This is a genomic window from Nocardioides dubius, assembly GCF_039528155.1.
Lineage (GTDB): Bacteria > Actinomycetota > Actinomycetes > Propionibacteriales > Nocardioidaceae > Nocardioides > Nocardioides dubius.
The window spans coordinates 433489-458940 of sequence record NZ_BAAALG010000002.1; the positions used below are offsets into that span (position 1 = coordinate 433489).

At 72.7% G+C, this 25452-nt stretch carries 22 protein-coding genes and 1 riboswitch; of the genes, 6 read left to right on the forward strand and 16 right to left on the reverse strand.

The window, feature by feature from the left end:
• Positions 1–40 precede the first annotated feature (40 nt).
• From ABD151_RS03880 to ABD151_RS03900, 5 genes are read right to left on the reverse strand one after another with little or no spacing between them, the layout of a single operon-like run.
• Entirely contained in the window at positions 41–1063 is a 1023-nt protein-coding gene (locus ABD151_RS03880) for a cobalamin biosynthesis protein (protein ID WP_343991532.1), read from the reverse strand.
• The gene (gene cobBC / locus ABD151_RS03885; protein WP_343991534.1) at positions 1060–3507 is read right to left on the reverse strand and encodes a bifunctional hydrogenobyrinic acid a,c-diamide synthase/histidinol phosphate aminotransferase CobBC; all 2448 of its coding nucleotides are present in this window, start codon (positions 3505–3507) and stop codon (positions 1060–1062) included. Before cobBC ends, ABD151_RS03880 begins: the two co-directional genes overlap by 4 nt.
• Positions 3501–4115 (reverse strand): cob(I)yrinic acid a,c-diamide adenosyltransferase, encoded by a 615-nt coding sequence (cobO, locus tag ABD151_RS03890; RefSeq protein ID WP_343991536.1) that lies wholly within the window; start codon positions 4113–4115, stop codon positions 3501–3503. The genes cobBC and cobO overlap by 7 nt, the downstream gene beginning before the upstream one ends.
• 1 nt (position 4116) lies before the next feature.
• Positions 4117–4887: a uroporphyrinogen-III C-methyltransferase gene (gene cobA, locus ABD151_RS03895; RefSeq protein WP_343991538.1), complete on the reverse strand. Its 771-nt coding sequence runs from the start codon at positions 4885–4887 to the stop codon at positions 4117–4119.
• Positions 4887–6971, reverse strand: a complete 2085-nt coding sequence (locus ABD151_RS03900) for a VWA domain-containing protein (RefSeq protein WP_343991540.1) — start codon at positions 6969–6971, stop codon at positions 4887–4889. The genes cobA and ABD151_RS03900 overlap by 1 nt, the downstream gene beginning before the upstream one ends.
• A gap of 24 nt (positions 6972–6995) precedes the next feature.
• Positions 6996–7138, reverse strand: a riboswitch (cobalamin riboswitch).
• 52 nt (positions 7139–7190) lie between these two features.
• Between ABD151_RS03900 and cbiE the strand changes: the two genes are divergently transcribed.
• Positions 7191–8456 carry a precorrin-6y C5,15-methyltransferase (decarboxylating) subunit CbiE gene (gene cbiE / locus ABD151_RS03905; RefSeq protein WP_343991542.1) on the forward strand — a complete coding sequence of 422 codons (1266 nt, stop codon included), beginning with the start codon at positions 7191–7193 and terminating at the stop codon, positions 8454–8456.
• An 18-nt stretch (positions 8457–8474) separates the two neighbouring features.
• Here cbiE and ABD151_RS03910 read toward each other — a convergent pair whose 3' ends face one another.
• On the reverse strand, positions 8475–9032 hold the full coding sequence (locus tag ABD151_RS03910; RefSeq protein WP_343991544.1) for a GNAT family N-acetyltransferase: 558 nt from the start codon (positions 9030–9032) through the stop codon (positions 8475–8477).
• Positions 8992–11097 (reverse strand): MMPL family transporter, encoded by a 2106-nt coding sequence (locus ABD151_RS03915; protein ID WP_343991546.1) that lies wholly within the window; start codon positions 11095–11097, stop codon positions 8992–8994. Before ABD151_RS03915 ends, ABD151_RS03910 begins: the two co-directional genes overlap by 41 nt.
• A gap of 184 nt (positions 11098–11281) precedes the next feature.
• Here ABD151_RS03915 and ABD151_RS03920 point away from each other — a divergent pair, with 184 nt between their 5' ends.
• Complete coding sequence (locus ABD151_RS03920) at positions 11282–12421, forward strand: 3-ketosteroid-9-alpha-monooxygenase, oxygenase component (RefSeq protein WP_343991548.1); 1140 nt, start codon at positions 11282–11284, stop codon at positions 12419–12421.
• 33 nt (positions 12422–12454) lie between these two features.
• On the opposite strand, the gene ABD151_RS03925 is transcribed toward ABD151_RS03920, so the two are convergent.
• Positions 12455–13540 (reverse strand): class I SAM-dependent methyltransferase, encoded by a 1086-nt coding sequence (locus ABD151_RS03925; RefSeq protein WP_343991550.1) that lies wholly within the window; start codon positions 13538–13540, stop codon positions 12455–12457.
• Between the two features lie 136 nt (positions 13541–13676).
• Here ABD151_RS03925 and ABD151_RS03930 point away from each other — a divergent pair, with 136 nt between their 5' ends.
• Positions 13677–16373: a helix-turn-helix transcriptional regulator gene (locus ABD151_RS03930; RefSeq protein WP_343991552.1), complete on the forward strand. Its 2697-nt coding sequence runs from the start codon at positions 13677–13679 to the stop codon at positions 16371–16373.
• Here ABD151_RS03930 and ABD151_RS03935 read toward each other — a convergent pair.
• The 4 genes from ABD151_RS03935 to ABD151_RS03950 are packed head-to-tail and all read right to left on the reverse strand — an operon-like array spanning position 16348 to position 20391.
• Positions 16348–17181: a glycosyltransferase family 2 protein gene (locus tag ABD151_RS03935; RefSeq protein WP_343991554.1), complete on the reverse strand. Its 834-nt coding sequence runs from the start codon at positions 17179–17181 to the stop codon at positions 16348–16350. The two genes, ABD151_RS03930 and ABD151_RS03935, sit on opposite strands and share 26 nt — an antisense overlap.
• Positions 17178–18194, reverse strand: coding sequence for a glycosyltransferase (locus ABD151_RS03940; RefSeq protein ID WP_343991556.1), 1017 nt, complete (start codon positions 18192–18194; stop codon positions 17178–17180). The genes ABD151_RS03935 and ABD151_RS03940 overlap by 4 nt, the downstream gene beginning before the upstream one ends.
• Positions 18191–19252, reverse strand: a complete 1062-nt coding sequence (locus tag ABD151_RS03945) for a glycosyltransferase (protein ID WP_343991558.1) — start codon at positions 19250–19252, stop codon at positions 18191–18193. Before ABD151_RS03945 ends, ABD151_RS03940 begins: the two co-directional genes overlap by 4 nt.
• Before the next feature lie 5 nt (positions 19253–19257).
• Positions 19258–20391, reverse strand: coding sequence for a glycosyltransferase (locus tag ABD151_RS03950; protein ID WP_343991560.1), 1134 nt, complete (start codon positions 20389–20391; stop codon positions 19258–19260).
• Between the two features lie 69 nt (positions 20392–20460).
• Between ABD151_RS03950 and ABD151_RS03955 the strand changes: the two genes are divergently transcribed.
• Together ABD151_RS03955 and ABD151_RS03960 are read left to right on the forward strand one after the other, a co-directional pair.
• Complete coding sequence (locus ABD151_RS03955; protein ID WP_343991562.1) at positions 20461–20982, forward strand: nuclear transport factor 2 family protein; 522 nt, start codon at positions 20461–20463, stop codon at positions 20980–20982.
• A 75-nt stretch (positions 20983–21057) separates the two neighbouring features.
• A complete protein-coding gene (locus tag ABD151_RS03960) occupies positions 21058–22401 on the forward strand; it encodes an HNH endonuclease signature motif containing protein (protein ID WP_343991564.1) in 1344 nt (447 codons plus the stop codon).
• Between the two features lie 76 nt (positions 22402–22477).
• Here the strand turns inward: ABD151_RS03960 and ABD151_RS03965 are convergent, their stop codons facing one another.
• Positions 22478–23314: a DICT sensory domain-containing protein gene (locus ABD151_RS03965; RefSeq protein ID WP_343991566.1), complete on the reverse strand. Its 837-nt coding sequence runs from the start codon at positions 23312–23314 to the stop codon at positions 22478–22480.
• Between the two features lie 110 nt (positions 23315–23424).
• Here ABD151_RS03965 and ABD151_RS03970 point away from each other — a divergent pair, with 110 nt between their 5' ends.
• Complete coding sequence (locus ABD151_RS03970) at positions 23425–23625, forward strand: hypothetical protein (protein ID WP_343991569.1); 201 nt, start codon at positions 23425–23427, stop codon at positions 23623–23625.
• On the opposite strand, the gene bluB is transcribed toward ABD151_RS03970, so the two are convergent.
• The 3 genes from bluB to ABD151_RS03985 form a co-directional block, all read right to left on the reverse strand.
• Entirely contained in the window at positions 23616–24236 is a 621-nt protein-coding gene (gene bluB, locus ABD151_RS03975) for a 5,6-dimethylbenzimidazole synthase (RefSeq protein WP_343991571.1), read from the reverse strand. The genes ABD151_RS03970 and bluB overlap by 10 nt on opposite strands.
• Positions 24236–25012, reverse strand: coding sequence for a cobalt-precorrin-4/precorrin-4 C(11)-methyltransferase (locus ABD151_RS03980; protein WP_343991573.1), 777 nt, complete (start codon positions 25010–25012; stop codon positions 24236–24238). The genes bluB and ABD151_RS03980 overlap by 1 nt, the downstream gene beginning before the upstream one ends.
• The coding region (locus ABD151_RS03985) for an SAM-dependent methyltransferase (RefSeq protein WP_343991575.1) at positions 25009–25452 on the reverse strand (444 nt) is incomplete at its 5' end. The genes ABD151_RS03980 and ABD151_RS03985, both read right to left, overlap by 4 nt.

The window sequence follows — 25452 nt, forward strand, 5'->3', positions numbered from 1 at the left end:
CCCCGGCCGAGGTGCTGACGGCCGAGCGGATCGCGGCGGTCTACGGGGTGGCGGCCGAGGTCGCGATCGAGGACGGCCGGGTGCACATCCGCTTCCGGCACGCACTCTGAGCCAGCACGCCCACCACGACCATCGCCAGCGCCACCCGGTCCACCCGGCGCGCCAGCAGCACCGTCTCGGCGATGGTGCCGACGCCAGCGGGCGGTCCATCGCCGAGGGTGTGCCGCTCCTCCACGAGCTGTGCCCCCTCGGCGGCCCCGGTGTCCGGGTAGCTGTTGCGTCCGCCCAGGGTGATCCCCAGGGCCCCGGCGAACGCCGCCTCGACCACGCCCGCGTTCGGGCTCGGGTGCGCGGCCGCGTCGCGACGCCAGGCACGCAGCGCGCAGCGCGCACGCCCCGGGCGGGCCAGCAGCACCGCGACGCCGGTGAGTCGGGCCCCCGGCAGGTTCAGCAGGTCGTCCAACCGCGCCGAGGCCCACCCGAACGAGGCGTAGCGAGCATTGCGGTAGCCGACCATCGCGTCCAGCGTGTTGGCCGCCCGGTACGCCAGCAGGCCGGGCACACCCGCGACGGCACCCCAGACCAAGGGCGCCACCACCGCATCGGAGGTGTTCTCCGCGACCGACTCCACGACCGCACGCGCCACCTCCTGCTCGCTGAGCGAGCGGGTGTCGCGACTCACCAGATGGGTCAGCCGTTGGCGTGCACCTGCCAGGTCGTCGTCGGCGAGGTGGCCGTGGATCGCCTCCGCCTCACGCTCCAGGGTGCGGCCGCCCAGCACGGTCCAGGTGGCGAGGGCGGTGACTCCCGTGTGCAGCAATGGGTTCCGCAGCGTGACGCGCTCGCCTGCCGCCCCGAGCAGCGCGACGCCGCCGACCAGGGCTGCGGCGTACCAGGCGCCGCGGCCACGCGCGTCGCGGTAGGTGCGGTGCTCCAGCCGGCGCGCGGCCGTCCCGAAGAGGGCGACCGGGTGGCCGCGACGCGGGTCGCCCAGCAGCCGGTCGGCCAGGAAGCCCAGTGCCAGTCCGGCACCGCGCGCGCGAGCGCGCGCGGTCAGGCTCACCGTGGCGCCAGCTGGTCGAGCGCCGCGTACAGCAGCGCGGCCGTCGCGGGCGGCCGCACGGCGACCCGCACCCACGCGTCGGCGTCCGCCAGCCCGGGAAAGGTGTCGGTGCGCCGGACGGCGACGCCGAGCCGACGCAGGCGCTCGCGAGCTCCGGCGCCGAGACGGACCAGGAGGAACGCGGTGGCCGAGTCCGAGACCGGGTATCCCCTTGCCTGCAAGGCGCCTGCCATCTCGGCACGCCAGCCGGAGATCCGGGCGGCTCGGGCCTCGGCTTCGGCGCGCGCTGCCTCCGAGCTGCAGGCGACGGCCGCGGTGATCGCCGGCGAGCCGACCGACCACGGGATCTGGCGGGCCGCGAGCGCGGCGATGGTGCGGGCGTTGCCCAGCACATACCCCGCCCGGATCCCCGGCATCGACCAGTGCTTGGTGAGGCTGCGGATCACCAGGAGGCCGCGTCGCCGGTCACCCGCCAGCGACTCCGACTCCCCCGGGATCGTGTCCATGAAGGCCTCGTCGACGACGACCACCCGCTTCGGGCGTCGCAGGGCGGCGATCGTCTCGGCAGCGTGCAGGACCCCGGTCGGGTTCGTCGGGTTGCCGATCACCACCAGGTCCGCGTCGTCGGGCACTGCGGCCGGGTCCAGCCGGTAGCCGTCGCTGGCCCGGCAGTGCACCGCCTCGACCTGGTGGCCGGCGCGCTCCAGTGCGGCATGGGGCTCGGTGAACTGCGGATGCACCACCACCGGACGCTGCCACTGCTTCATCCGGGCGATCAGCTCGAACGCCTCCGCCGCCCCCGCGGTGACCAGCACCTCGTCCGGACGACGGTGATGCAGCTCGGCCAGCGCAAGGCGGGCCGGCTCCGGGTCGGGGTAGCGGGTCGAGGCGGCGACACCCTCGGTCAAGGCCGCCTCCAGCCAGTCCGGACGCGGCTCCGGGTGCACGTTGACGGCGAAGTCGAGCAGCCCGGGCGTCGCCTCGCGGTCCCCATGGTGCAACAGCAGGTCCGCGGGCGCGGCCGCGGGCGTCGTCGGAGTTGACTCCGCTGCCGGGTCGAGGTCGCTCGCCACGCCCTCGGCCGGTGCTGCCGGCGCCGGCAGCACCGGGGTGGCTCGCGCCGCGGCGTCGGCGAACCGCTGTGCCAGCACGGGATGCCCGGCCCAGTGCACGTGCAGGTAGGAGGCGTGCAGCGTCGGCGACGTCGCACCGATCAGCTCCCCGTCCACCTCCCAGGCAGGTTGCCAGCCGCGCAGCGGCGCATCCAGCGCGGTCCGGTGGAACTCGTGCCCGGTGACGCTCTCCCCTCGACGCGAGAGCAGGTCGTCGCCGGCGGCGGTCACCCGGGGATAGCGCAACGTCAGCCGTCCCCCCATCGCCGCACCGGCCGGGAGTACCCCCGCCATCGGGGTTCCCTCCAGCTCCCGCAGCAGGTACAGCAGTCCCGCACACTCGGCCACGGTGGGCAGCCCCGCGTCGACCGCGGCCCGGATCTGGCCGAGCAGCGGACGGTTGGCCGCCAGCTGGCCCACGTGCACCTCGGGGAAGCCGCCGCCCAGGTAGAGCGCCTGGGTGCCCGGTGGGAGCGCCGCATCGTGCAGCGGGTCGAACTCCACCACCCGTGCCCCGGCGGCGCTCAGCAGCTCGGTGGTCTCCGCGTAGCGGAAGGTGAAGGCCCGTCCGCCGGCGACGGCGACCACCGGGGATCCGGCGACCGGGGTGACCCGGGCAGAGGGGTCCCAGGGGTCGGCGTCCAGATCGGGGGCCGTGCCGGCCAGCTCACGCACCGCGTCCAGGTCGACGTGCTTGGCGATGTGCTCGGCCATCCGCTCGATCACGCTGCTGGTGCCGAGCCGCTCGGCGGCCGGGACCAGTCCCAGGTGCCGCGACGGCGACTCCACGCTCTCCTCGTGCGGCACCACGCCGAGCACCGGGACCGGCATCGCCCGGGCGATCTCGTCGGTGTTGCGGCCGGGGCGCGCCCGGTTCAGGATCACTCCGGCGACCGTGATGCTCGGGTCGAAGGTCGCCATCCCGGCGACGATCGCGGCCGCGGAGCGGGACATCCGCGCGACGTCGACGACCAGGACCACCGGGGTGCGGGTCAGCGCCGCCACATGTGCGGTGGAGGCGAAGCCGTCGGTGCCGAGCCTGCCGTCGAAGAGGCCCATCACCCCTTCGAGGACGGCGATGTCGGCACCGCGCGCACCGTGCAACAGCAGCGGCGCGATCTGCTCCTCGCCGACCAGGTGCGGGTCCAGGTTGCGTCCGGGGCGGCCGGTGGCCAGCGCGTGGTAGCCCGGGTCGATGTAGTCGGGCCCGACCTTGTGCCCGGAGACGGTGAGCCCCTGACCGCTCAGCGCCGCCATCAACCCGGTGGCCACCGTGGTCTTGCCCTGCCCGGTCGACGGCGCCGCCACGACCAGGCGGGGCAGGGTCACCATTCGATGCCCCGCTGGCCCTTCTGGCCGGCGTCCATCGGGTGCTTGACCTTGGTCATCTCGGTGACCAGGTCGGCGACCTCGCAGAGCTCCGGGGCCGCACGCCGTCCGGTGATCACCACGTGCTGGCGACCGGGCCGGTCACGCAGCGTGGTGACGACGTCGTCGAGGTCCACCCAGCCCCAGGCGATCGGGTAGGTGAACTCGTCGAGCACGTAGAGGTCATGGGCCTCGGCGGCCAGTCGGCGCTTGATCTCCGCCCAGCCCTCGGCCGCCGCACGGGCGTGGTCCTCGGCGTCTCCCTGCTTCCGGGTCCACGACCAGCCGGCGCCCATCTTGTGCCACTCGACCGGGCCACCCTCCTGGGTCTCCTCGTGCAGGGCGCCGAGGCGCTCCAGCACGGTCTGCTCGCCGATCCGCCACTTGGCGGACTTCACGAACTGGAAGACACCGACGCGCCAGCCCTGGTTCCACCCCCGGATCGCCAGTCCGAAGGCAGCGGTCGACTTCCCCTTCCCGTCGCCGGTGTGCACCATCAGCAGCGGCCGGTTGCGCCGCTGCCGGGTGGTCAGTCCGTCGTCCGGAACGGTGGTCGGAACTCCCTGCGGCATCTCAGGCCTCCTGCATGGTCTTCAGCGGCGCGGTCGCCGCCCAACTGGCGACGGCGCCGATCACCGTGATCGCCGGTGGGTTGATCCCCAACGCCACCTCGGCGATCTCGGCGAGCGCAGCGGCCCGGACCTCCTGGTCGGGGTGGCCACCGCGCGCGATCACCGCCGCCGGCGTCTCGGGCGCCAGCCCGTTCGCGATCAGCGCGCTGGTGATCGCGGCCAGGTTGGCCACCCCCATCAGCACCACCAGGGTGGTGCCCGAGGTGGCCAGCGCCCGGTAGTTCAGCGAGCAGGTGGGGTCCTCGGGTGGGACATGGCCGGAGATCACGCTGAAGCCCTGCACCAGTCCGCGATGGGTGACCGGCACCCCGGCGAGCGCGGGCACCGCGACCGACGAGGTCACGCCCGGGATGATCCGCACCTCGACGCCGGCCTCGGCACAGGCCTGCAGCTCCTCGCCGCCGCGGCCGAAGACGAAGCCGTCCCCGCCCTTGAGGCGGACCACGCGGCGGCCGGCGCCGGCGTGCGCGATCAGGAGCTCGTTGATCCGCTCCTGCGGGGTGAACGCGCCGCGCGGCAGCTTCGCGACGTCGATCACCTCGGCGTCCGGGGCGGCCCAGGCGAGCGCCGCGCGCGGTGCGAGGTGATCGACGAGCAGGACATCCGCCTGCTCGACGGCGGCCCGTCCGGCGACGGTGATCAGGCCCGGGTCCCCGGGGCCGCCGCCGACCAGGGCGACGGTGCCGGGACGAAGGGGTTCGAGGGTGCTCATCAGGCGACTCTTCCTTCAGCGACGGCGGCCAGCGCGCTCGCGCTCACCTCGGCCATCGGCAGATGTTCGGCGCGGAGGTGCTCCGCGAGATGACGGGCCAGGCCCAGGCGCATCGGTCCGCTCTCAGAGTCGATCACCACCGCCGGGATGCCGAGGGCGGCCAGGTGATCGGCCGCCTGGCGCGAACGGGGCACCGGGTCGGTGCCCGCGGTCGCCCGGCCGTCGGTGACCAGCAACAGCAGCGGGCGTTGCCGTGGATCGCGCAGCCGCTCCCGGCGCAGCACCGCGGCTGCCTCCAGGAGCCCTTCGGCCAGGGGCGTCCGGCCTCCGGCCGGGAGGTCGTCGAGGAGCCGGGCGGCCACCTCCACCGAGCCGGTGGGCGGCAGCACCAACTGGGCGCCGCGGCCCCGGAAGCTGATCAGCGCGACCTTGTCGCGACGCCGGTAGGCATCGCCAAGGATCGAGAGCACGGCGGTCTTGACCTCGGCCATCCGGCGCCGGGCGGCCATCGAGCCGGAGGCGTCGACGCAGAAGAGCAGCAGGTTCGACTCGCGGCCCTCTCGGGTGGCGCTGCGCAGGTCGGCGACGTCCAGCGCCAGCCGGCTCCCCCGCACCGCCGTACCGCTCAGCGCCGTGCGCTCGGCGGCGGCGCGGATCGTCTCCACCAGGTGCAGCCCGCGACCGGTCCCCAGGCCCACCTCGACACCGACCCGGCGTCCGGTGCTGCCCTTGGCGCGGCTGCGCCGCCCCGGGTTGCCCAGGCCGACCCCGTCGACGCGCAGCAGCCGCGGCCGGTAGGGCGTCCGGGCCCGGTCCGTGGTCGGCGCGCCGGCGCCGGGAGCCGGGCGCTGCTCGCGGGCCTCGTCGGTCTCGCTCGGAGCCGGCTCGGGCTCTACGGCCGGCTGCTCAGGGGTGCCCGGGTCGTCGGCCTCGGTGTTGGCGGCCGCGGAACCGTCGCCAGCAGCGTCGTCACCAGCACTGTTCTCGGGAGCCTGATCCTCGGGCTCACCGCCGTCAGGGCCGTCGCCGTCGGGGCCCTCGTCGGGACCGTCCGGCTCGTCGTCACCGAGGATCGCGTCCAGCAGCTCCTCGTCCAGGCCGGGAGCGTCGAAGGGGTTGCGACGGCGACGGTGCGGCAGTGCCAGCAGCGCTGCCGCGCGGATGTCCGCGCGGGTCACCCGCGAGCGGCCGAACCAGGCGGCGTGCGCGACGGCGGTCCGCGCGGTCACGATGTCCGCGCGCAGGCCGTCCACCTCGAACGCCGCACACACCTCGGCGACCTTGAGCAGCACCGCGTCCGAGAGCTCGACCTCGCCGACCGTCTTGCGGGCACCGGCGATCCGGGCGGTGAGCGTCGCCTGGGCCGGCTCCCAACCGGCGCTGAACCCCGCGGCGTCCGCGTCGAAGGCGAGCCGGCGCCGGACCACCTCGACGCGCAGCGCGGCCTCGCGCGGTGCGGCGACCTCCACCGTCAGGCCGAAGCGGTCCAGCAGCTGCGGGCGCAGCTCGCCCTCCTCGGGATTCATCGTGCCGATCAGCAGGAACCGGGAGGCGTGCTGCAGCGAGACGCCGTCGCGCTCGATGGTGACCGAGCCGGTCGCGGAGGCGTCGAGCAGCAGGTCGACCAGGTGGTCGTGGAGCAGGTTGACCTCGTCGACGTAGAGCACGCCGCGGTGCGCGCGGGCCAGCATGCCCGGCTCGAACTCCACGGCGCCGGCGGTCAGCGCCCGCTCCAGGTGCAGCGATCCCAGCACCCGGTCCTCGGTGGCGCCCACCGGCAGCTCGACCAGCCGCGCCGGGCGGGTGGTGGTGCCCTGGGTGAACGGCGCGTCGGGGCTGGTCGCGGCCGGATCCGCAGGGTCGGCGGAGAAGCGATCGCCCTGGTGGACCTCGACCGGCGGCAGCACAGCAGCCAGAGCGCGGACGGTGGTCGACTTCGCGGTGCCCTTCTCGCCACGGATCAGCACGCCGCCGATCTCGGGGCTGATCGCGTTGAGGATCAGCGCGAGGCCCATCGGCTCGAGGCCGGAGTCGTCGGCGACATCGCAGCCGACGACGGCAGAAAATGGGTACTGCAGTGACATGGTGAGGCTCCCGCTCGTTCAGCATCAACTGAATGGCGTGAGGCCGGTCTTCGGACTTGACGGGTCCCTCCTGACGGAGGGCCCGGCTTACCGCAGCGGGCCTGTGCCGGAGTCTCACCGGCTTCCCAGATTCTCCCCGTTGCTCGTCCTCACCGGTTCCGATGAGTGGAGCGCAGGGGCACCTCACGTTGTTCGGCCGTCACGATACTCTCCGTGGCCATGAGCCCCGCGACAGCCCCGAATCCTGGTCAGCCGGACGTGTCCCGAGAGCCGGTGATCACGGTGCTGGGCGTCGGCGCGGACCTGACGCTGGAGTCCTCCGCCCGTGCCCTGCTCGCGGCCGCCGACGTCGTCCTGGGCGGCCGTCGCCACCTCGCCGCACTCGATGCCTCCATCGGGGAATCGTCAACCCAGCAACGGATCTCGTGGCCCTCGCCCCTGGCCGACCAGCTGCCGGCACTGCTGGCCGAGCACCGCGGACGGCGGGTGGTGGCGCTGGCCTCCGGCGACCCGTTGGTCTCCGGGATCGGAGGCACCCTGATCCGGCTGCTGGGTGCGGATGCCGTGCGGATCGTGCCGGCGATCTCCTCGGTCGCCCTGGCCCGCGCCGCGATGGGGTGGACCGCCGAGGAGTCCGAGGTGCTGACCCTCGTCGGTCGTGACGTCGACGCCCTGCGCCGCGCGGTCGCCCCCAACCGGCGGCTGCTGGTGCTCACCTCCGGTCCGCAGACCCCTGCCGAGATCGGCGGCATCCTGGCGGCGGTCGGCCACGGGTCTGCCGCGCTGACCGTGCTCAGCGACCTCGGCACCGCCGACGAGGCCCGCAGCACCCGGTCGGCGGATGCGTGGACGCGGGTGAGCTCCGACGACGTTCCGACCCTGCATGTGGTCGCCGTCGAGACGTCGCCGGACACGCCGTACCTCTCGGCCTGGGTGGCCGGCCTGCCCGACGACGCCTTCGAGAACGACGGCCAGCTCACCAAGCGCGACCTGCGCGCCTCAGCCCTGGCCCGGCTCGCACCGGCCCCCGGCCAGCACCTGTGGGACGTCGGTGCGGGAGCCGGATCGGTGGGCATCGAGTGGATGCGCGCACACCCGACCTGTCGCACCACGGCGGTCGAGGCGAACAGCGAGCGGGCGGCCCGGATCGCCAGCAATGCAAGGGCTCTCGGAGTTCCCGGGCTGAGCGTGGTCGAGGCCAAGGCCCCCGATGCGCTGGCTGCGTTGGAGACCCCGGACGCCATCTTCATCGGCGGCGGCGCCACCCGCCCCGGCGTCCTGGACGCGTGCCTGGGCGCCCTCGGGCCCGGTGGCCGGCTGGTGGTGCACGGCGTCACCCTGGAGACCGAGCAGCTGCTGGCCGACGCCTACCGCACCCACGGCGGCGAGCTGACCCGGATCGCGGTCGAGAGCACCGCGCCGGTCGGCACCTTCACCGGCTGGACTCCGGCGCGCACGGTCACCCAGTGGGCGTGGCAGCGCTGAGCCGCCCCAAGACATGCCCTAGAAGCGGTCGAACGGAGCTGCGTAGCGGAACCGCCCCTGCGGGTGCGGCTCCGTGCCCAGGGCGAGCGCCTGGAAGTAGTCGCCGTAGGCCGGGTCGGGTGCCTCGACGCCGAGCTCGGCGGCGGTCGCGAAGCCGAAGCGCCGGTAGTAGGCGGGCTCGCCGACCAGGGCCACCAGCGTCTCGCCATCCTCCGTCGCCCGCGCCAGCACCTCGCGGATCAGCGCGTCACCGATACCCCGTCCCTGCAGGTCCGGGCGGACGCTGACCGGGCCCAGGCCGAGCGCAGGTGCGTCGTCGACCAGGCCCCGGGAGCAGACCACATGGCCGACCACCTCGTCCTCCAGCACGGCCACCAGCGACAGCTCGGGGATCCACCCCTCGTCGGCGCGCAACCACCCGATCAGGTCCACCTCGCCGGGCGGACCACCCGGGCGGACCGGCGGCGCGGAGTGCTCGGCACCGGCGAAGGCCGCTCCGGTCACCGCGGCGATGGCGCCGACGTCGGCGGGACGCTCAGACCGGATCTCGACGGGCGGCGTCGACTGCTTGCTCATCCGGCCAATCTAGTGGGCCGTCCGCGTCGAGGCGGCTCGGCCACCAGATCCGCGGGCCGAGGTCCAGGTTGATCGCGGTGACGAGCACGGAGCGGACCACCATGGTGTCGAGCATGACGCCCAGCGCGACGGCGACGCCCAGCTCGGCGAGGAAGACCACCGGGATCGTGGCCAGCACCAGGAAGGTGGCCGCGAGCACCAGCCCGGCCGAGGTGATCACGCCGCCGGTGGAGGTCAGCGCGACCAGTGAGCCGGCGCGGGTGCCGCGGTCCCGGGTCTCCTCGCGGACCCGAGTCATCAAGAAGATGTTGTAGTCGATGCCGAGCGCGACCAGGAAGACGAAGGCGAAGAGCGGGAAGGCCGGATCCGAGCCCTCGAAGCCGAAGACGTACTCGAAGAGCAGCACCGAGATGCCCATCGCCGCACCGAAGGAGAGCACCACCGTGGCGACCAGGATGATCGGCGAGAGCACCGCTCTCAACAGCACCATGAGAATCAGCAGCACCATCGCCAGGATCGCGGGGATGATCACCATGTTGTCGCGGGCGGCGGCCTCCTGGGTGTCGAGGTAGAACGCCGATCCCCCGCCCACCAAGGCGTTCGCGCCGGGAACGGCGTGGGTCGCGTCCCGGACCGCCCGCACCGCGTCGAAGGAGGCAGGCGCCGCGATGTCGGTGTCGATCGCCGCCTGGACCAGGGCGAGGCCGTCCTTGGTCACCGGCTCCCCGGGCTGCTGGATGCCGGGGATGCCCACCATCGCCTCGCGGACGGCGTCGGCCCGCTCAGCTTCGGCGACCACCTGCACCGTGTTGGACTGGTCCACCAGCCCGTGGTCGATCAACACCTGTTGGCCGGTCACCGACTGGAAGTCGCGGGTGTACTGCTCGTCGGTGGCCAGACCCGCGGTGTCCAGGCGCAGCACGCCGAGACAGGCCAGCGCCAGGACGGCGGTGGTGACGATCCAGACCATCCGCGGAGCGGCCTTGATCCGGTTGCCGATCTTCGCCCAGAGCCCGCGCTGGGTCGGCTCCGGCGAGCCATGGGCAGGGCGCTTGGGCCAGAAGATCCAGCGCCCGCAGATGGTGAGCAGTGCCGGCAGCAGGGTGATCTGGACCAGGAACGTGACCGCGATGCCGATCGCCGCCACCGGCCCCAGCCCGGCCGTCGAGTTCAGCTCGGCCAGCAGCAGGCAGAGCATGCTGAGGATCACCGTGGCCGCACTGGCCAGGATCGCTGGTGCGGCACGGTGCAGGGCGAAGGCCATCGCCTCGTGCCGATCCTCGTGCCGGCGCAGCTCCTCGCGGTAGCGCGCCACCAGCAGCAGGGCGTAGTCGGTGCCCGCGCCGATCACCAGGATCGTCAGGATGGCGTAGCTCTGCCCGTTCACGGTCAGGTCGGCGTACTTGGCGAGGAAGTAGATCAGCGCCTGGGCGCCGAACAGCGCCACCCCGGCACAGATGATCGGCAGGATCCAGAGCACCGGACTGCGATAGGTGAACAGCAGGATCACGATCACGATGCTCAGGGTCGCGAAGAGCAGAGTGGTGTCGATGCCACCGAACGCCTCCGCCGAGTCCGCGGCCTGCCCGCCCTGCCCGGCGATGTAGACCTTGGCGCCGTCCACCGAGGCGAGGTCGCGCAACTCGTCGGCGGCGTCCGGCATCGCGTTCCAGCCCTCGGAGCCGAAGTTGAAGGTGACCACCGTCTGCATCGCCTTGCCGTCCTCGGACGGGAACGGGCCCAGCACCTCTCCCTCGACGCCGTCCATCGCTGCGAAGGCGCTGGCATCGGCTGCGGCGGCGGCCAGATCGGCCTCGCCCAGCCCGGACTCCTTCTGGTAGACGACCACGGTCGGGATGGAGTTGACGTCCTGGAAGGTGCTCAGCTTCTCCAGCGCCCGGGTGGACTCCGCGCTGTCGGGCAGCCACGACGACGCCTCGTTGTTCTGCACGTCGACGAGCTTGGCCGCATAGATCGACGAGCCGAAGGTGACCAGCAGCCAGAGCACGAGGACCAGCCACTTGCTGACGGGGCCGGTCAGTCTGCCGGCGATCTGCCGATGCATCGTTCCAGTACAGCACCGGCGAGGCGCCCTTGGCACCCGCGGACGGTGCCCGGCGCTGGGTTTACCCAATCCGGCATACGCGACCGGAATTCCGGCGAGCGGGAGCAATCCGGATCTTTGCGCCAGATCTCCCTAGATTGTGCTCTGGATCACAGTGACCATCCGTCGAGTGAAGGAGCGCCAGGTGAGCGAGACCCAGACCGATGTCGAGGTGCGACAGATCGAGCACGACCCGGGCACTCGGCGCTTCGCGCGCGGGTGGCACTGCATCGGTCTCGAGCGTGACCTCGCCGACGGCAAGCCGCACCAGATCAACGGCTTCGGTCAGAAGCTCGTGGTCTTCGCCGGCGAGGACGGCGAGATCAACGTACTCGATGCCTACTGCCGCCACATGGGCGGTGACCTCTCCCAGGGCACGGTCAAGGGCAACGAGATCGCCTGCCCGTTCCACGACTGGCGCTGGGGCGGCGACGGCAAGTGCAAGTCCATCCCCTACGCCCGCCGGGTTCCGCTGCGTGCTCGCACCGCGTCCTGGCCGACGATGGTCCAAGACGGCATGGTCTTCGTCTGGAACGACCCGCAGGGCAACCCGCCGCCGGCCGACGTGACCATCCCCCGGATCCCGCAGGTTGCCGCCGAGAACTGGACCGACTGGAACTGGACCCAGATCACCATCGAGGGCTCCAACTGCCGCGAGATCATCGACAACGTCGTCGACATGGCGCACTTCTTCTACATCCACTACGCCTTCCCGACCCAGTTCAAGAACGTCTTCGAGAACCAGAGCGCCTACCAGTACATGAACGGCACCGGCCGCGAGGACATCCGCGCGCGCAGCAACCGGCCCGGCCCGGTCAGCCTCGGCTCGACTTCCGTCGCCGCCTACCACGGCCCGTCGTTCATGATCGACGAGCTCACGTACCACTACGAGGACGGCGACACCGAGACGATCCTGATCAACTGCCACTACCCGATCGACGAGAACAGCTTCGTGCTCATGTACGGCGTCATCGTCGAGAAGAAGGACGGCGTCAGCGACGAGGAGGCCGAGCGCCTGGCGGCGACCAACGCGCAGTTCATCAAGTTCGGCTTCGAGCAGGACGTCGCGATCTGGAAGAACAAGGCCGCCATCGACAACCCGCTGCTGTGCGAGGAGGACGGCCCGGTCTACCAGCTGCGTCGTTGGTATCAGCAGTTCTACGTCGACGTCGAGGAGGTCACTCCCGAGATGACCGAGCGCTTCGAGTTCGAGATCGACACCACCCGGCCCAACGAGGCCTGGCGCAGCGAGGTCGAGGCCAACCTCGCCGCGCTCGACGGCTAGCTCCAGCGCTGGTGGGGCGCTGGCGTGGCATCGTCAGGGCCTCACCTCGAACACGTTGTTGAACGGCGTCTGGGCGACCAGGTCGAAGCGGCTGAAGCCGCCCTCCATCACGACCTCCTTGATCCGGGCAGGGCCGGCCTGGGTGCCCAGGGCCAGGCCGACGTCCTGGGCCAGCGACGTGGGCGTGCAGAGCAGGGTCGAGAATCCGTAGTAGGCACGCCCGACCGGGTTGAAGTTGTCCTGGACCTCGTCGCCGGCGGCAGGCTCGACGATCATCCAGGTGCCGTCGTCCTTGAGCAGCCCCCGGATGTGCCGGGCCGCGCCCACCGGATCGCCCATGTCGTGCAGGCAGTCGAAGGTGGTGACCAGGTCGAAGCCTTCGCCGTCGATCACCTGCGCGGCCTCGGCGATGAAGTCGATCTGGTCGGAGACGCCGGCCTCCTCGGCCCGCTCGCGAGCCGTCGCGATCGACGCGTGATGGTAGTCGGAGCCGACGAAGTGGGCCTCGGGGAACGCCTGCGCCATCAGGATGGTCGAGGCTCCGTGGCCGCAGCCGACGTCGGCCACTCGTGCGCCGTCCGCCAGCTTCTCGGTGACGCCCTCACAGGCCGGCAGCCACTCACCGATCAGGTGCGCCTGGTAGCTGGGCGCGAAGAAGCGCTCACACCCGACGTGCACGTCGGCGTTGTGCTCGTGCCACCCCACGCCGGAGCCCTGGCGTGCGGCCGCCACGATGCTCGGGGTGTCGCGGATCGTTCCGTGGGCGATCTGGAACAGGCCCGGTAGGTAGGCAGGGCTGTTCGTGTCGGTGAAGGCCACCGCCTGCTCCGGAGGCAGCAGATAGCGCCCGGTGCCGGCGTCGTACTCGACATAGGAGCCGGCCGCCTGGCAGTTGAGCCACTCTCGGGCGTAGTGCTCCTCGGTGCCGGTCCGCGAGGCGAGCTCCTCGGGAGTGCTCGGGCCGTGCTCGGCCAGGTCGCGGTAGTAGCCCAGCTGGTCGCCCATGACGACGAGGGCACCGTTGAGTGCCGAGCCGACCTCTTCGACGGCGCGGAAGACGAAGCTCATCAGCTTGTCGGGGTCCACCTCGCGCCCGGTGGTGGGGTGAGTCTGAGTCATGACTGGTCCTTTCCAGAGCCCGCCTCGGGGTGACGAGCCACAGATCGACGTTGCCGCCGCCGGTACCGCCTCGCATCAGGTGGCCCACCTGGTTTCTGCGCGGTCCGGTGGCGCGAGGAGCCACTAGAATCGCAAGATGCTCATCGGCCGGGACGCCGAACGGCAGACGCTCGCGCGCCTGGTCGGCGCCGCGCGGCTCTCCCGGGGCGGCGCCCTCCTGCTGGTCGGCGAGGCCGGCATCGGCAAGAGCGCCCTGCTCGGCGAGCTGGCCGCGGCCAGCGGCGGCCTTCGGATGCTGTGGGTGCACGGGTGCGCGCCGGAGCAGGGCGTGGCGTTCAGCGGGCTCGAGCAGCTGGTCCGGCCGCTGCGCGGCCTGCTCGACGGCCTGCCGGCACCGCAGGCGGAGGCGCTCGCGACCGCGCTGGCGCTCAGCTGCGGCCCAGCGCCCGATCGCCTCGCCGTCCACGCCGGAGTGCTGAGCCTCCTGACCACTGCCGCAGCCGAGGAGCCGGTCCTGGTGCTGGTAGACGACGCGCACCTCCTGGACCAAACGTCGGCCGCCGCGCTCCTCTTCGTGGCCCGGCGGGTCGCCGCCGAACGGGTCGCCGTGGCGATCGCCAGCAGGCCCTCGGGCAGCGTGCTGCTCGATGCGGGGCTGCCCCGGCTCACGGTGCCGGGGCTCGGGCCGGCCGAGGTGCGAGCGCTCCTCACCACCCACACCGGGCAGCCGGTGCCGACTGCACTGGCGGCGCGCGTGCACGCCGCGACCGCCGGCAACCCGCTCGCCGTCGTCACGTTGGCACGCAGCTGGGAGACGGTCGAGGCCCAGACGCCGGCAGCACCGATCAGCGTGCGGGGTGCGGCCATCACTGGGTACGCCAACCGCGCGCTGGCGCTGCCACCCCGGGCCCGTCATTCCCTGCTGGTCGCTGCCCTCGCGAGCGACTCCGGCGAGGCCACCGCGGCGCTGGAGCGGCTCGGCCTGAGCCTGGCGGAGGCGGATGCGGCCGAGACTGCGGGGCTGGTCACGTTGTGCCCCGGCGGGGTGACGTTCCAGCACCCCCTGGCCCGAGCGGCGGTCTGCGTGGTCGCCTCGGCCGGGCAGCGGCGCGAGGCGCATCGGGCGATCGCCGCCGTCACCTCCGATCCCGACCGCCGCGCCTGGCACCGGGCCGAGGGCGCGGTCGGGCTCGACGACGAGGTCGCGGACGACGTCGCCCAGGCCGCCCGGCGCGCGTCGGACGCGGGCGCGCATGCGGTGGCGGCCACCGGCTACGCCCGGGCCGCTGCCCTGTCCACGGCAGGCGGGGTGCAGGCGCGACGGCTGCTGGCAGCGAGCGAGGCGGCTGCCCTCGCCGGGCAGGGCGACCGCGCGGCTGCCCTGGTGGAGCGGGCGGCAGCGGTCTCCCACGAGCCGGCCGATCAGGCCAGGATCGACGCCGCGCAAGCCGTTCTGGAGCAGCGTTGGGGATCGTTGGCATGCAGCCGCACGCTGGCGGAGCGGGCGCTCGGCATCCTGGCCACCACCGACCCCAGCGCAGCGGTGACGACCTCGGCAGACCTGCTCGGCGCTGCCCTCGCCCTCGGGGACGGCGCGGCGGCCGATCGCACGGCCGTGCTGCTGGAGTGGCTCGAACCGCACTGCTCGCCTGAAGTCGCCGTCCGGGCGCGCATGGTCGGCGCCGTGGCTCGCGAGCGCGCCGGGCCGGGGGCGCAGCCTGTCCTCCGGGAGTGGCTGGCCGGGTGGGCCGAGGATGGCCGATCGGATCCGTTCCGGCGCCAGGAGCGCGTGCTGGGCACGCTGGTCGTGCAGGACTGGTCCGGTCTCACGGCACCGGTGCTGGACCGGGCCGCCTGGCTGCGGGAGGAGGGCCTGGCCCTCGGCTGGGCAGCACCGGTGCTGCTCCAGGTCGCGCGCTGCGCCGTGGCGGCGAACCGGTGGCCGGAGGCGGCGGAGCACTACCGGGCCGGGATCGAGGCGGCCCGCGCATGCCGCCAGGAGAACGACCTGGCCCTGTTGTCGGCCGGGCTGGCCGGACTGGAGGCGCGCACCGGGGCAGGCACCTGCCGCGGGCATGCGGAGGAGGCGCTGCGCCTGGCGGGCGCTGATCGGGTGCCGCTGGCTCAGGTCTGGGCGCGGGCCGCTCTCGGCGACCTGGAGCTCGGCGCCGGGCGAGCCGATCAGGCGCTGCGGCACTACCGCGCGGTGGCGGATCTGGTGGCGGCGGGCCACTTCAGCGTCGACCTCGACCCGGGGCCGGAGATCGTCGACGGCTTGCTGCGGCTGTCGCCGGCCGCCGAGGCCGCTGCCGAGGCGAGGCGCTGCCGGGACGCTGCCGAGCGGGCAGGTGGCGGCAGGCTGAGCGCGCGTGTGGCGCGCGCCGGGGCGCTGACGTCGGCGTCGCCGGCCGTGGAGCTGGCCCGAGCGCTCGCCGAGGGTGACGGCGAGGACCGCTTCGAGGACTCCCGCACCCACCTCGCCCTGGGCCAGGCGCTGCGGCGCGGGCGGCAGCGGGTCGCCGCGCGGAAGGCACTGCGCGCGGCGCTGGCCGGCTTCGACGCATTGGGCGCGCACCCGTGGACGGAGCGCGCGGCAGCCGAGCTGGAGGCGACCGGTGCGCATGCGCACCGCCGCGGCGAGGGCACCATCGACCTGCTCACCCCGCAGGAGCTGCAGGTGGCCCGCCTGTTGGCCGCCGGGCGCACCACCCGGCAGGCCGCGGCCGCGCTCTTCCTCAGCCCCAAGACCATCGAGTACCACCTGCGCCACGTCTACACGAAGCTGGACGTGCACGACCGCAGTGCGCTCACGGCGGCGTTGCGCGAGCAGTGATCTCCCAACCGTCACCGCTGCGCCGGACCAGTCCGAGCTCCTCGAACCGGGCCAGCCATCCCCGCATCGGCCACTCGCCCCAGCGCTGCCGGAAGAGCCTTCCGTTGCGGACGATGTCGTCGAGGTGCTCGACGGGCGGATCGTGGACGGGGTGGTGCTGGTGGTAACTGCGCGCCTCGCCCACCCAGCCCAGCCCCAGTCCTGCTGCCTGCAGGCAGCGCGCGAAGTCGGTGTCCTCTCCCCCGTAGCCCAGGTAGCCCTCGTGGAATCCGCCGGAGCGCAACCAGGCCGTGCGATGCAGCGCGAAGGAGAGCGACCAGAACAGGTCGGGGTCGGACTGGACGATGCGCTCTCCCGGCTTCGGGGCCGGTCGCGCCGGATGCGGCGCGTCCAGCGAGGCCAGCGCCCGGAGCGGATATCCCCCGGGGCCCGCCGGCGGCAGATAGGTGACCGGCCCCGACCACACCCGATCCGGCTCGGCGATCACCGCATCGCGGTAGCCGCCGATCAGTGCCGGCCCGGCCAGGCAGTCGACGTCCAAGAAGACCAACACCTCGGCCCCCGCTGCCAGGGCGCTTCGAGCGCCCAGGTTCCGGGCCGCCGCCAACGGCAGCCCCCGGCTGTCGCCGGCCGCTTCGACCAGGCGCGTGGCGGGTGGTCCCACGATCACGCGCGCCACCTCGGCGTCGTCCAGTGCGACCACCACGTGCTCGTCCGGAGGTCGTGCGGAGAGGGCGAGCGTCTCGCGCTGGCGCTGCAGGTGCCGGTGCCGTCCGTGCACGACGGTGATCACCGCCGTCCGCGTCACGCGGACCGCCGCGCGTCGCCCAGGAACTCGTCCACCAGGCGGGCGAAGCGGCTAGGCGCCAGCCCGTCGCACCACCCCGACCATCGTTGCCCGTCCAGACCTGCCGCCCGCTTCAGCAGGCTCGGCCAGTCGGCCGCGGCGGCGTCGCCGGCGACCACGGCCGGCCAGCTCCCGTGCGCCAGGGCGCGGGCGGTGGCGAACTGCTCGTAGTGCGGGCGCGGCTGGGGCAGCACCACGGCAGGACGCCGCGCGGCGGCCACCTCGGCGAGGGCGCCTTCGCCGGCGTGGGTGACGACGACATCGGCCGCACGCAGGAAGGGATGCGGGTCATCGACCCAGGGCCCGCCGGCGCCGCCGAGGAAGCGCCATTCCCAGTCCGGCGTCGCCGCCTGGGCCAGGGCCAGCTCTGCATTGGTGGGACCTCCGCCGCCCGCGCCGCCGAGCACCACCACGCGCCGAGCCTGGCCATCGCCTTCCTCCGGCGGGTGATCCGTCCCGAGCGGGCAGCAGCGTGCGACCGCGCCCAGGCGATGCAGCCGCGCGGCGTCAGCGGCGGACAGCCCGGAGACCATCTCCGAGGCATGGGACGGCCAGAAGGCCACCAACAGGTCCGAGACGCTCCGGCCGAGGACGTGGGCGGGGTCGCCGCGCTCTCCGGGCAGGACCACGGTGGCCACGCGGACGCCGTGCAGCCGGCTCAGCAGCGCGACCTCCGCGGAGACGTCGCTGACCATCAGCTCCGGACGATGCGTGGTCAGCCAGGTGGAGATCGTCTGCATCCGCAAGGCGTTCCCGAGGTCGCCGACCGGCGCCCAGTGCAGGGCACCCCGTGCCTGTGGGTCCACCGGTGCGGTGGCGAGGTCGTCCGGCGGGAGCTGCACCCAGTCCCCCGGCCAGTCGTCGCTGCGCGGCAGGGAGGACAGACCGGTCACGTCCCCGTTGAGCTCGCGGGCGAGCCGGGTGGCCCGGTGCAGATGTCCACGGCCCTGGTGGTGGATGTAGTAGCCGATCATGGTCGAGACCCCGCCATCGCGTCCTGGAAGGCCGACTCGTAGTGATCGACCATGGTGCGCAGGGAGAAGCGCCGCTCGACGTGACGACGCACCTGGGTGCGATCACGCGTCGCGGCCCGACGCATCGCCGCGGCGAGGTCGTCGGTGTCGTCGGGACGGGCCAGCGCACCCACCCGATCGTCGATCAGCTCCGGAAGCGCGCCGCGCGCGTACGCCGCGACCGGCGTCCCGCAGGCCATCGCCTCGGCAGCGACCAGGCCATACGGCTCCTCCCACGTCGGCGTCATCACGGCCACCGACGCCTCGCGCAACAAGGCGCTCAACTGCTGATGACGCAGGTGGCCGAGATAGGTCACCGAACCGCCGAGTCGTGGCGCCACCTGGTCGGCGAAGTAGCCGGGGTCCCAACAGGGCCCTGCCAGCAGCAGCGGGATCTGGGCAGCGCGCGCCGCGATGATGGCCTGGTGCGGCGCCTTCTCCGGAACCAGCCTGCCGAACCACACCGCCGGACCCCCGCCGGCACCCGGCGTCCAGGTCTCGAGGTCGATCCCGTTGTGGATCGTCGCGCTCGGCACCCGCGGCGCCCACGCCTTGGCCGTCGCGTCGCTGACCGCGATGAACCGCACGCCGCCGTCGCTGAGCGCCACCGCCGACTCCAGCATCCCCAGGGGCGGGGTGTGCAGGGTGGTCACCATCGGTGCGGCCACCAGGGCCGACAACGCGATCGGCAGGTGGTGCACCGAGTTGTTGTGGACGACGTCGAAGCGCCGCCTGCCGCTGGCCAGCTCCAGCATCAGTCCCAGGTAGGCGTGGTGCTCACGGAGCCAGTCGCCCGCCGGTGCGGCGACGTCGCGACGTGCCGCGTCACTGGGCTGGAACGACGGATAGGACAGGTGTTCGACCGGCAGGCAAGGGTCGGTGCCGGCCGCCGCGAAGAGGGTGACCTGGTGTCCGCGCCGCACCAACTCGCGGACCAAGGCATGGGTATGCGCCTCCAGGCCCCCGGCGAACGGCTCGCGGACCGGGAACCGGCTCGATCCGATGACGCAGATCCTCATCGTCGTCACCGCACCGACCGGTAGAGGGCGTCCTGCGCCTCGGCCACCTGCTGGCGCTGGCGGCGCCGGTCCTCGACCGGGACCGCGTGGTCCTGGCGGCGGAGCGCGTGAGCGCGGTGCACAGCGGCGATCAGGGAGTCGGCGTCGAAGCCATGCTCGTCGTGCTGGTAGGAGAGCACCGGTCCCTGCTCGGCGTAGTAGCCACAGGTGGGCGCGATCACCTGGGTCCCGAGGTCGCGACAGGCCTCCAACCAGCCCGAGTGGGTACCGAAGCGATAGGGGAGCACCGAGACGTCGAGGCCGGCGAGGTACTCCCACAGTGCGTCGTCGGGCAGGAAGTCGTGCACGCGCAGATCGATCCGGCCGCGGGCGGCCTGACGCTCGAGCCAGCGCGCGAGGGCGGGGTCCCGCCGGGCGCCGGTCGGCTCCAGCACGTCACGGTGGCCGTTGACCTGGAGCACGCCACCCGGGATCGTCGCCACTGTCTCCGCCAGGGCGGGCAGAAGGCGCAAGGGCGCCATGCTCGCGCGCAGACTCTTGAGATGCAGGCCTACGCGGAACTCGTCCCTGGGGTCGCTGCGCCGCGCCTGCTGCAGACGCCGCATCGTCGCGAAGTCGACAACGTGCGGATGCGGCAGCACCGTCGCCGCGACACCCCAGCGGTCGGCGATCTCGCGCGCCGCGCCCGGGGTCAGGGTGACGACGGCGTCGGCAGCGGCCATCAGCACGTCCAGCTGGGCGTCGTGCAGCAGCCGATCCTCATGGTGGGGATTGCGCAGGTCGTGCGCGGTGAGCACCAGCCGCTTGTCGCGCGCGGCGAGAACCCGGGTGAGCCGCTCCAGGTCGGCGGGACTGCAGGCGTCGAAGCCGAAGTGCACGTGGAACACGTCGAACTCGGCGTCCTGTGCCCATTGCGGTCGCAGCATGACCGGCGGCCACCACCGTTGCTGTGCGGCGCGTCCAGGGTCATCGGGGTCCGGGTCCGGAAGGCGCCGGCTGGTGCCGTGCCCGTCCGGGCGCTCGAGGTGGCGGACGTAGACATGGCCCGAAGGGACGGACGCGATGGTCAGGTCCGCGGCGTGGAGCGCGGTGAGATCGGTGGGCACGCTGAAGCGGTACCCCCGCGCCACGGCTGCCATGCTTGCCACCCTGCCCGGCCAGCGGAACCTGGCGCCTGCGCCGCGTGAGCGTGCTCTAGCTTCACCCCTATGGGTGAAGCCGTGTACCCCCGTGACCCGGAACGCGACCGGCAGCAGATCCGCGATGTGGTGCTGCGGTACTGCCGCGGGATCGATCGCCTGCAGATGGATCTGGTGCGCGATGCCTTCCACCCGGACGGGATCGACCACCACACCGGTTTCGACGGCACCGTCGAGGAGTACCTGGCCTGGGTGGAGCCGCAGTTGCGCACCTACCTGAGCGGCACCATGCACATCATCGGCAACCACCTCGTCGACCTCCACGGCGACGAGGCGATCAGCGAGGCGTACGGCACAGCGGTGCACTGGGGAGAGCCGGCGGACAATCGCCGGGTGAACTTCACCAGCGGGGTCCGCTACGTCGACCACATGACGTTCCGCGATGGCCGCTGGGCGATCCAGGAGCGGTGGGCGGTACGGGAGTGGACCCGCTCGGACGCCGGTCGCCTGATCCCCAAGGAGGGCACCGGCCCCGGCGGCACCCGCGACGAGCACGACCCTCTGCGTCGCCTCCAGAGCCGGCTGGGCTGACCCCTCTGCCTGCTCGAGATCCGCCCTGCCGCTCACTCGGGTCTTTGTGTCGGAGGTCCCTGATGGACTGCTCGCATGATCGAGATCGACGCCACGCACACTCCGTATGAGGTCACGGACCTCGATGCGGGGTGCTTGCTCGCGGTGATCTCTCAGGATCGGATGCGTTCGTTGAAGGCGGCGCGCAGGCAGTTGCGGTTGGCGCATCAGTGGTGTGTGATGAACCCGGTCGTTCCTGGTGGTTCCTCGGCTTCGTGGTGCGACGACGCCGCGTTCGCATCGCTCGATCTGGACGACTTCCTCGGTGGCGAGGGGACGCCGGCCGTGGCGGCGTTCGCGGCGGAGGAGTTCGCCGCGGCCTCGGGCATCTCCCGGTACGCAGCGCTCTCGTTGTTGGCGGACGCGTTGGACCTGCACCACCGGCTTCCGCTGTTGTGGGCGCGGGTCGAGCTGCTGGAGGTGCCGGGTTGGAAGGCACGCCGCGTTGCGGAGCTCACCCGCAAGCTCTCGCGTGAGGCGGCCGCCTGGTTCGACCAGACCCTGGCGGACGGCGACCGCTACGGCTGGCCCACCATCGAACGGGTGTTGGCGATGGCGGTGGCGAAGTTCCACCCGGGGCTGGTCCGCGACAAGAACGGGCCGCTCTCCAAGGCAGACTGGGACGTCAGCCTGAACCACCGCTACGGCCCCGACGGTTCCGCGTCCGGAACATCGACGCTCGATGTGGTGGGTGACTCGCTCGACCTAGCGCGATTCCACGACCTGGTGTGCGACGAAGCCGAGAAGATGAAGCGGGCCGGTGACACCGACACGCTGGGCCAGCGCAAGGCCAAGGCACTCGGGAACATCGCGGAGGCGCAGGGCACGCTGGACTACGAAGCCACAGATCAGCCCACGCCGCGAGGCCGCACCGGGCGCGGGCTCCGCGTCTTCGTGCACACCACGCTCGCCGACCTCTTCTCCACCGACGACCTCGCCCTCGCCGACTCCGACCGGCTCGGCCCGATCCTCATCGAGCAGCTCACCGAGTGGTTGAAGCGGCACGGCTCCATCGCGAGCATCACGCCGGTCATCGACCTGAACCGCACCGGCAGCGTCGACCGGCACGATCCACCACCGTGGATGGCCGAGCAGGTCCGGCTGAGAGATCAGCACTGCGTCTTCCCACACTGCACCCGATCATCCGCTGACGCCGACCTCGACCACATCGACCCGTACGACGCCGGTACCGACGAACTGCGTGGCCCGCCCGGCCAGACGAACCCCGAGAACCTCGCCCCGTTGTGCAGACGTCACCACTTGGCGAAGACCTTCGCCGGTTGGAGATACGTCCGCAACCGAGACGGCACCTACACCTGGACCAACAAGCACGGCCATACCTGGCTGGTCACCCCACTCGGCACCATCCAGCTCGAGTAAGGGACACCGCCACCCGCCACCTCCGGAGCCCGTCTCGGCTCCGGAGGGCGGGCGCGCGTCGGTGGTCTCGACAGACTCAGCTCAGGTACGCCATCGCGCGCAGCAGCAGCCGCTCGGTGTCGAGCGCCTGCCCGGAGAGTCGCGCGGCCGGAGTCTCGGCGAGCAGCTTGCGGGCCGCCTCCGGCACCTCGGCACCGGCCTCCTCGGCCACGCCGGCCAGGGTGCGGGCGGCAGCCGTCACCACCTCGCGATCCGTGCTGAGGATCGCCTCGTACTCGCGCGCCCCGGTGGCCGGCGCCTCCCACGCCGCAAGCGCGACCGCGAACTCGGCCGACAGGCAGACCACCGACCACTCGCGCAGCATCGGAGCGGCGCCCGGCAGATGCACGAGCGCCGGAGCGTGTGGCCCGGCGGCGCGAGGCTCGGCATCGTCGTCCGACCCGGTGAAGTCACCGAGCACCGCCGCCCACAGCGAGGTGCGCGCCAGCTCGTTCCACCGCGCCGCCGACTCACCGAAGCGGTCACCGCTCTGGAACGAGCCGAGCGCCAGCGCGGCACCGCCACGGCCGAGGCACTCATCCTCGATCGCATGCGACAACGCGGTCAGCACGCTCCGGCTCAGGCGCCGCGGCTGCAGCTGCGGATAGCGGGCGCCGAGCAACCCGTACAGGGAGGGCGAGGCGAACTCCTCGCGCTGCCCGCGCACGTCGTCGATCGCGACCCGCAACGGCACCCCGCTCGCCCGGGCCTCGAGCACCCGGCGCACATCCTCGACGTCGCCCTCTGTGAACCTCCGGTGCCCCGACGGCTTGCGACGTCCCTCCGGGAAGCCGAACCGGTTCTCCCAGGTGCGCAGCACACCCGGGGTCAGGCCGGTCCGGGCGGCGAGCTCGCCGACGCTGAACTCCTCCATCGCTCACCTCTCCAGGCTCGGTGCGGAAATCTTCGCCACACCCCTTGTCAATACCGTTACGAATAACTATACAGGTATGTAACGGTTTTTCGAGGGCAAGGAGGCCCGTCATGATCGAGGTCGTCATCTTCCTCAGCGTCTCACTCTCCGTGGCAGTGATCGGCTCCATCGTCATCTGGGGCATGGACGCCCTGCGTGCCGAGGAGATCGAGTCGCACCCCGCCACCGGCACCGGCCCGCGCCATGCGGCACTGGCCGGCTCCACACCCCGGGTGGCGCTCCCGCGCTCGGGGCGTCCGCGTCACCTCTGATAGCGCTCGGCGTGCAGGGCCGCAGCCACAGGGGTGCGGCCCCGCCAGCCGAACCGCTCCAGGTCCGGCACCTCGGGCAGGTCGGCCACCGGCCCGACGCAGAGCCACGCCACCGGGCGGATGTGTGCGGGGAAGCCCACCAGCGAGGAGAGGAACTCCTCGCGATAGAAGCTGACCCAGCCCACCCCGACGCCCTCTGCGGTCGCCGCCAGCCACAGGTTCTGGATCGCCAGGCAGACCGAGTACAGGCCGGCGTCGGCGATCGCGTGACGCCCCAACACCTGTTGGCCGGCGGTGGTCGGGTCGTAGCCGACCACGATCCCGAGCCCCGACTCGCGGATCCCCTCGATCTTCACCTTCGTGAACGTCTCGGCCCGCTCCCCTGCCAGCGAGGCGGCGAAGACCTCCCGCTCCTGGCTGACGTGCTCGGCGAAGGCCTCGAGGGTGGCCGGCGCCTGCACGGTCACGAAGACCCACGGCTGCGACATCCCGACGCTCGGTGCCTGGTTGGCCGCCTCCAGGATCCGGGCGAGCACGGCCGGATCGATCGGCCCGCCGGTGAACTCCGCGCGCGTGTCCCGACGTCGTCCGATCGCCTCGTAGAGATCCATCACCATGCCCCGCCCGGCCCCGCGGCGCGCTTCGCGTCGCGGTCGCGCTCCGCGCTGTACAGGTAGGACTCCCCCGAGCCGGTCGGCGTCAGCGCCCGCCCGACGAGGATCACCGCCGCCTGCCGCAGGTCGGCCTCGGCGACCAGGCCGGCGATGCTGGCGACAGTGCCGTGCAGCACCTGCTCGGCGGGCTGGCTGGCGCGGTAGACCACCACCACCGGGCAGTCCTCCCCCACCTCGGGAGCGATCTCCGCCATCAGCGCCTCGATCCGGGTGATCGCCAGGTGCAGCACCAGCGTCGCCCCGCTCGCCGCATAGCCGCGCAGTGACTCGCCGGTGCCCATCGGCGTCGAGCGGGCCTGGGTCCGGGTCAGCACCACCGACTGCGCGACCAGCGGCACCGTCAGCTCACGCCCCACCCGGGCCGCGGCCGCCGCATAGGCGGGCACGCCCGGCGTCACCTGCCACGGCACCCCGGCGGCATCCAGCCGCTTGGTCTGCTCGTGCAGCGCCGAGTAGAGGGAGGGGTCGCCCGAGGTCAGCCGGACGACGCTGCCCCCGGCCTGCGCGGCGCTCACCAGCTCGGCGGTGATCTGGTCGAGGTCCAGCGACTGCGTGTCGACGAGGCGAGCCTGCGGCCCGCAGTGCGCCAGCACGTCCGGGTCCAGGTAGGTGCCCGGGTAGAGCACCACCGACGCCTCCGCGAGCAGGCGGGCGGCGCGCAGGGTCAACAGGTCCGCGGCACCCGGCCCGGCGCCGACGAAGTGCACCGTCACCGCACATACCTCGGCGTCCAGACACCCGCCGCCGAGACCCGGGTGGCGGACGCACCGACGATCACCAGGCAGGACATGTCGATCGTGGCCGGGTCGAGTTCCCCGAGGGTGGTCACCGTGATCGACTCGCCCTCACGACCGACCGAGCGCCCGACCACGACCACGGTCTCCGGGGCGCGGTGCTCCAGCAGCACCCGGCGCGCGACCCCGATCTGGTCGGTCCGGCTCCGCGACGCCGGGTTGTAGATCGCCAGCACCAGGTCCGCCTCGGCGATCGCACGCAGCCGTCGCTCCACGACGTCCCACGGCTTGAGCCGATCGGAGAGGCTGACCACCGCGAAGTCGGCACCCACCGGGGCTCCGGCCCGAGCGGCCACCGCCTGCACCGCGCTGACGCCGGGCAGCACCCGGATGGCGACGTCGGCATAGCGCGGGTCCTC

Bases quoted from the DNA above. Each gene is read 5' to 3' on its own strand.
- ABD151_RS03900 (WP_343991540.1), bottom strand. From the start codon at position 6,971: ATGTCACTGCAGTACCCATTTTCTGCCGTCGTCGGCTGCGATGTCGCC.
- cbiE (WP_343991542.1), top strand. From the start codon at position 7,191: ATGAGCCCCGCGACAGCCCCGAATCCTGGTCAGCCGGACGTGTCCCGA.
- ABD151_RS03955 (WP_343991562.1), top strand. From the start codon at position 20,461: ATGGGTGAAGCCGTGTACCCCCGTGACCCGGAACGCGACCGGCAGCAG.
- cobA (WP_343991538.1), bottom strand. From the start codon at position 4,887: ATGAGCACCCTCGAACCCCTTCGTCCCGGCACCGTCGCCCTGGTCGGC.
- ABD151_RS03915 (WP_343991546.1), bottom strand. From the start codon at position 11,097: ATGCATCGGCAGATCGCCGGCAGACTGACCGGCCCCGTCAGCAAGTGG.
- bluB (WP_343991571.1), bottom strand. From the start codon at position 24,236: ATGGATCTCTACGAGGCGATCGGACGACGTCGGGACACGCGCGCGGAG.
- cobBC (WP_343991534.1), bottom strand. From the start codon at position 3,507: ATGGTGACCCTGCCCCGCCTGGTCGTGGCGGCGCCGTCGACCGGGCAG.
- ABD151_RS03950 (WP_343991560.1), bottom strand. From the start codon at position 20,391: ATGGCAGCCGTGGCGCGGGGGTACCGCTTCAGCGTGCCCACCGATCTC.
- ABD151_RS03930 (WP_343991552.1), top strand. From the start codon at position 13,677: ATGCTCATCGGCCGGGACGCCGAACGGCAGACGCTCGCGCGCCTGGTC.
- ABD151_RS03940 (WP_343991556.1), bottom strand. From the start codon at position 18,194: ATGATCGGCTACTACATCCACCACCAGGGCCGTGGACATCTGCACCGG.
- ABD151_RS03960 (WP_343991564.1), top strand. From the start codon at position 21,058: ATGATCGAGATCGACGCCACGCACACTCCGTATGAGGTCACGGACCTC.
- ABD151_RS03965 (WP_343991566.1), bottom strand. From the start codon at position 23,314: ATGGAGGAGTTCAGCGTCGGCGAGCTCGCCGCCCGGACCGGCCTGACC.
- ABD151_RS03910 (WP_343991544.1), bottom strand. From the start codon at position 9,032: ATGAGCAAGCAGTCGACGCCGCCCGTCGAGATCCGGTCTGAGCGTCCC.
- ABD151_RS03970 (WP_343991569.1), top strand. From the start codon at position 23,425: ATGATCGAGGTCGTCATCTTCCTCAGCGTCTCACTCTCCGTGGCAGTG.
- ABD151_RS03945 (WP_343991558.1), bottom strand. From the start codon at position 19,252: ATGAGGATCTGCGTCATCGGATCGAGCCGGTTCCCGGTCCGCGAGCCG.
- cobO (WP_343991536.1), bottom strand. From the start codon at position 4,115: ATGCCGCAGGGAGTTCCGACCACCGTTCCGGACGACGGACTGACCACC.
- ABD151_RS03925 (WP_343991550.1), bottom strand. From the start codon at position 13,540: ATGACTCAGACTCACCCCACCACCGGGCGCGAGGTGGACCCCGACAAG.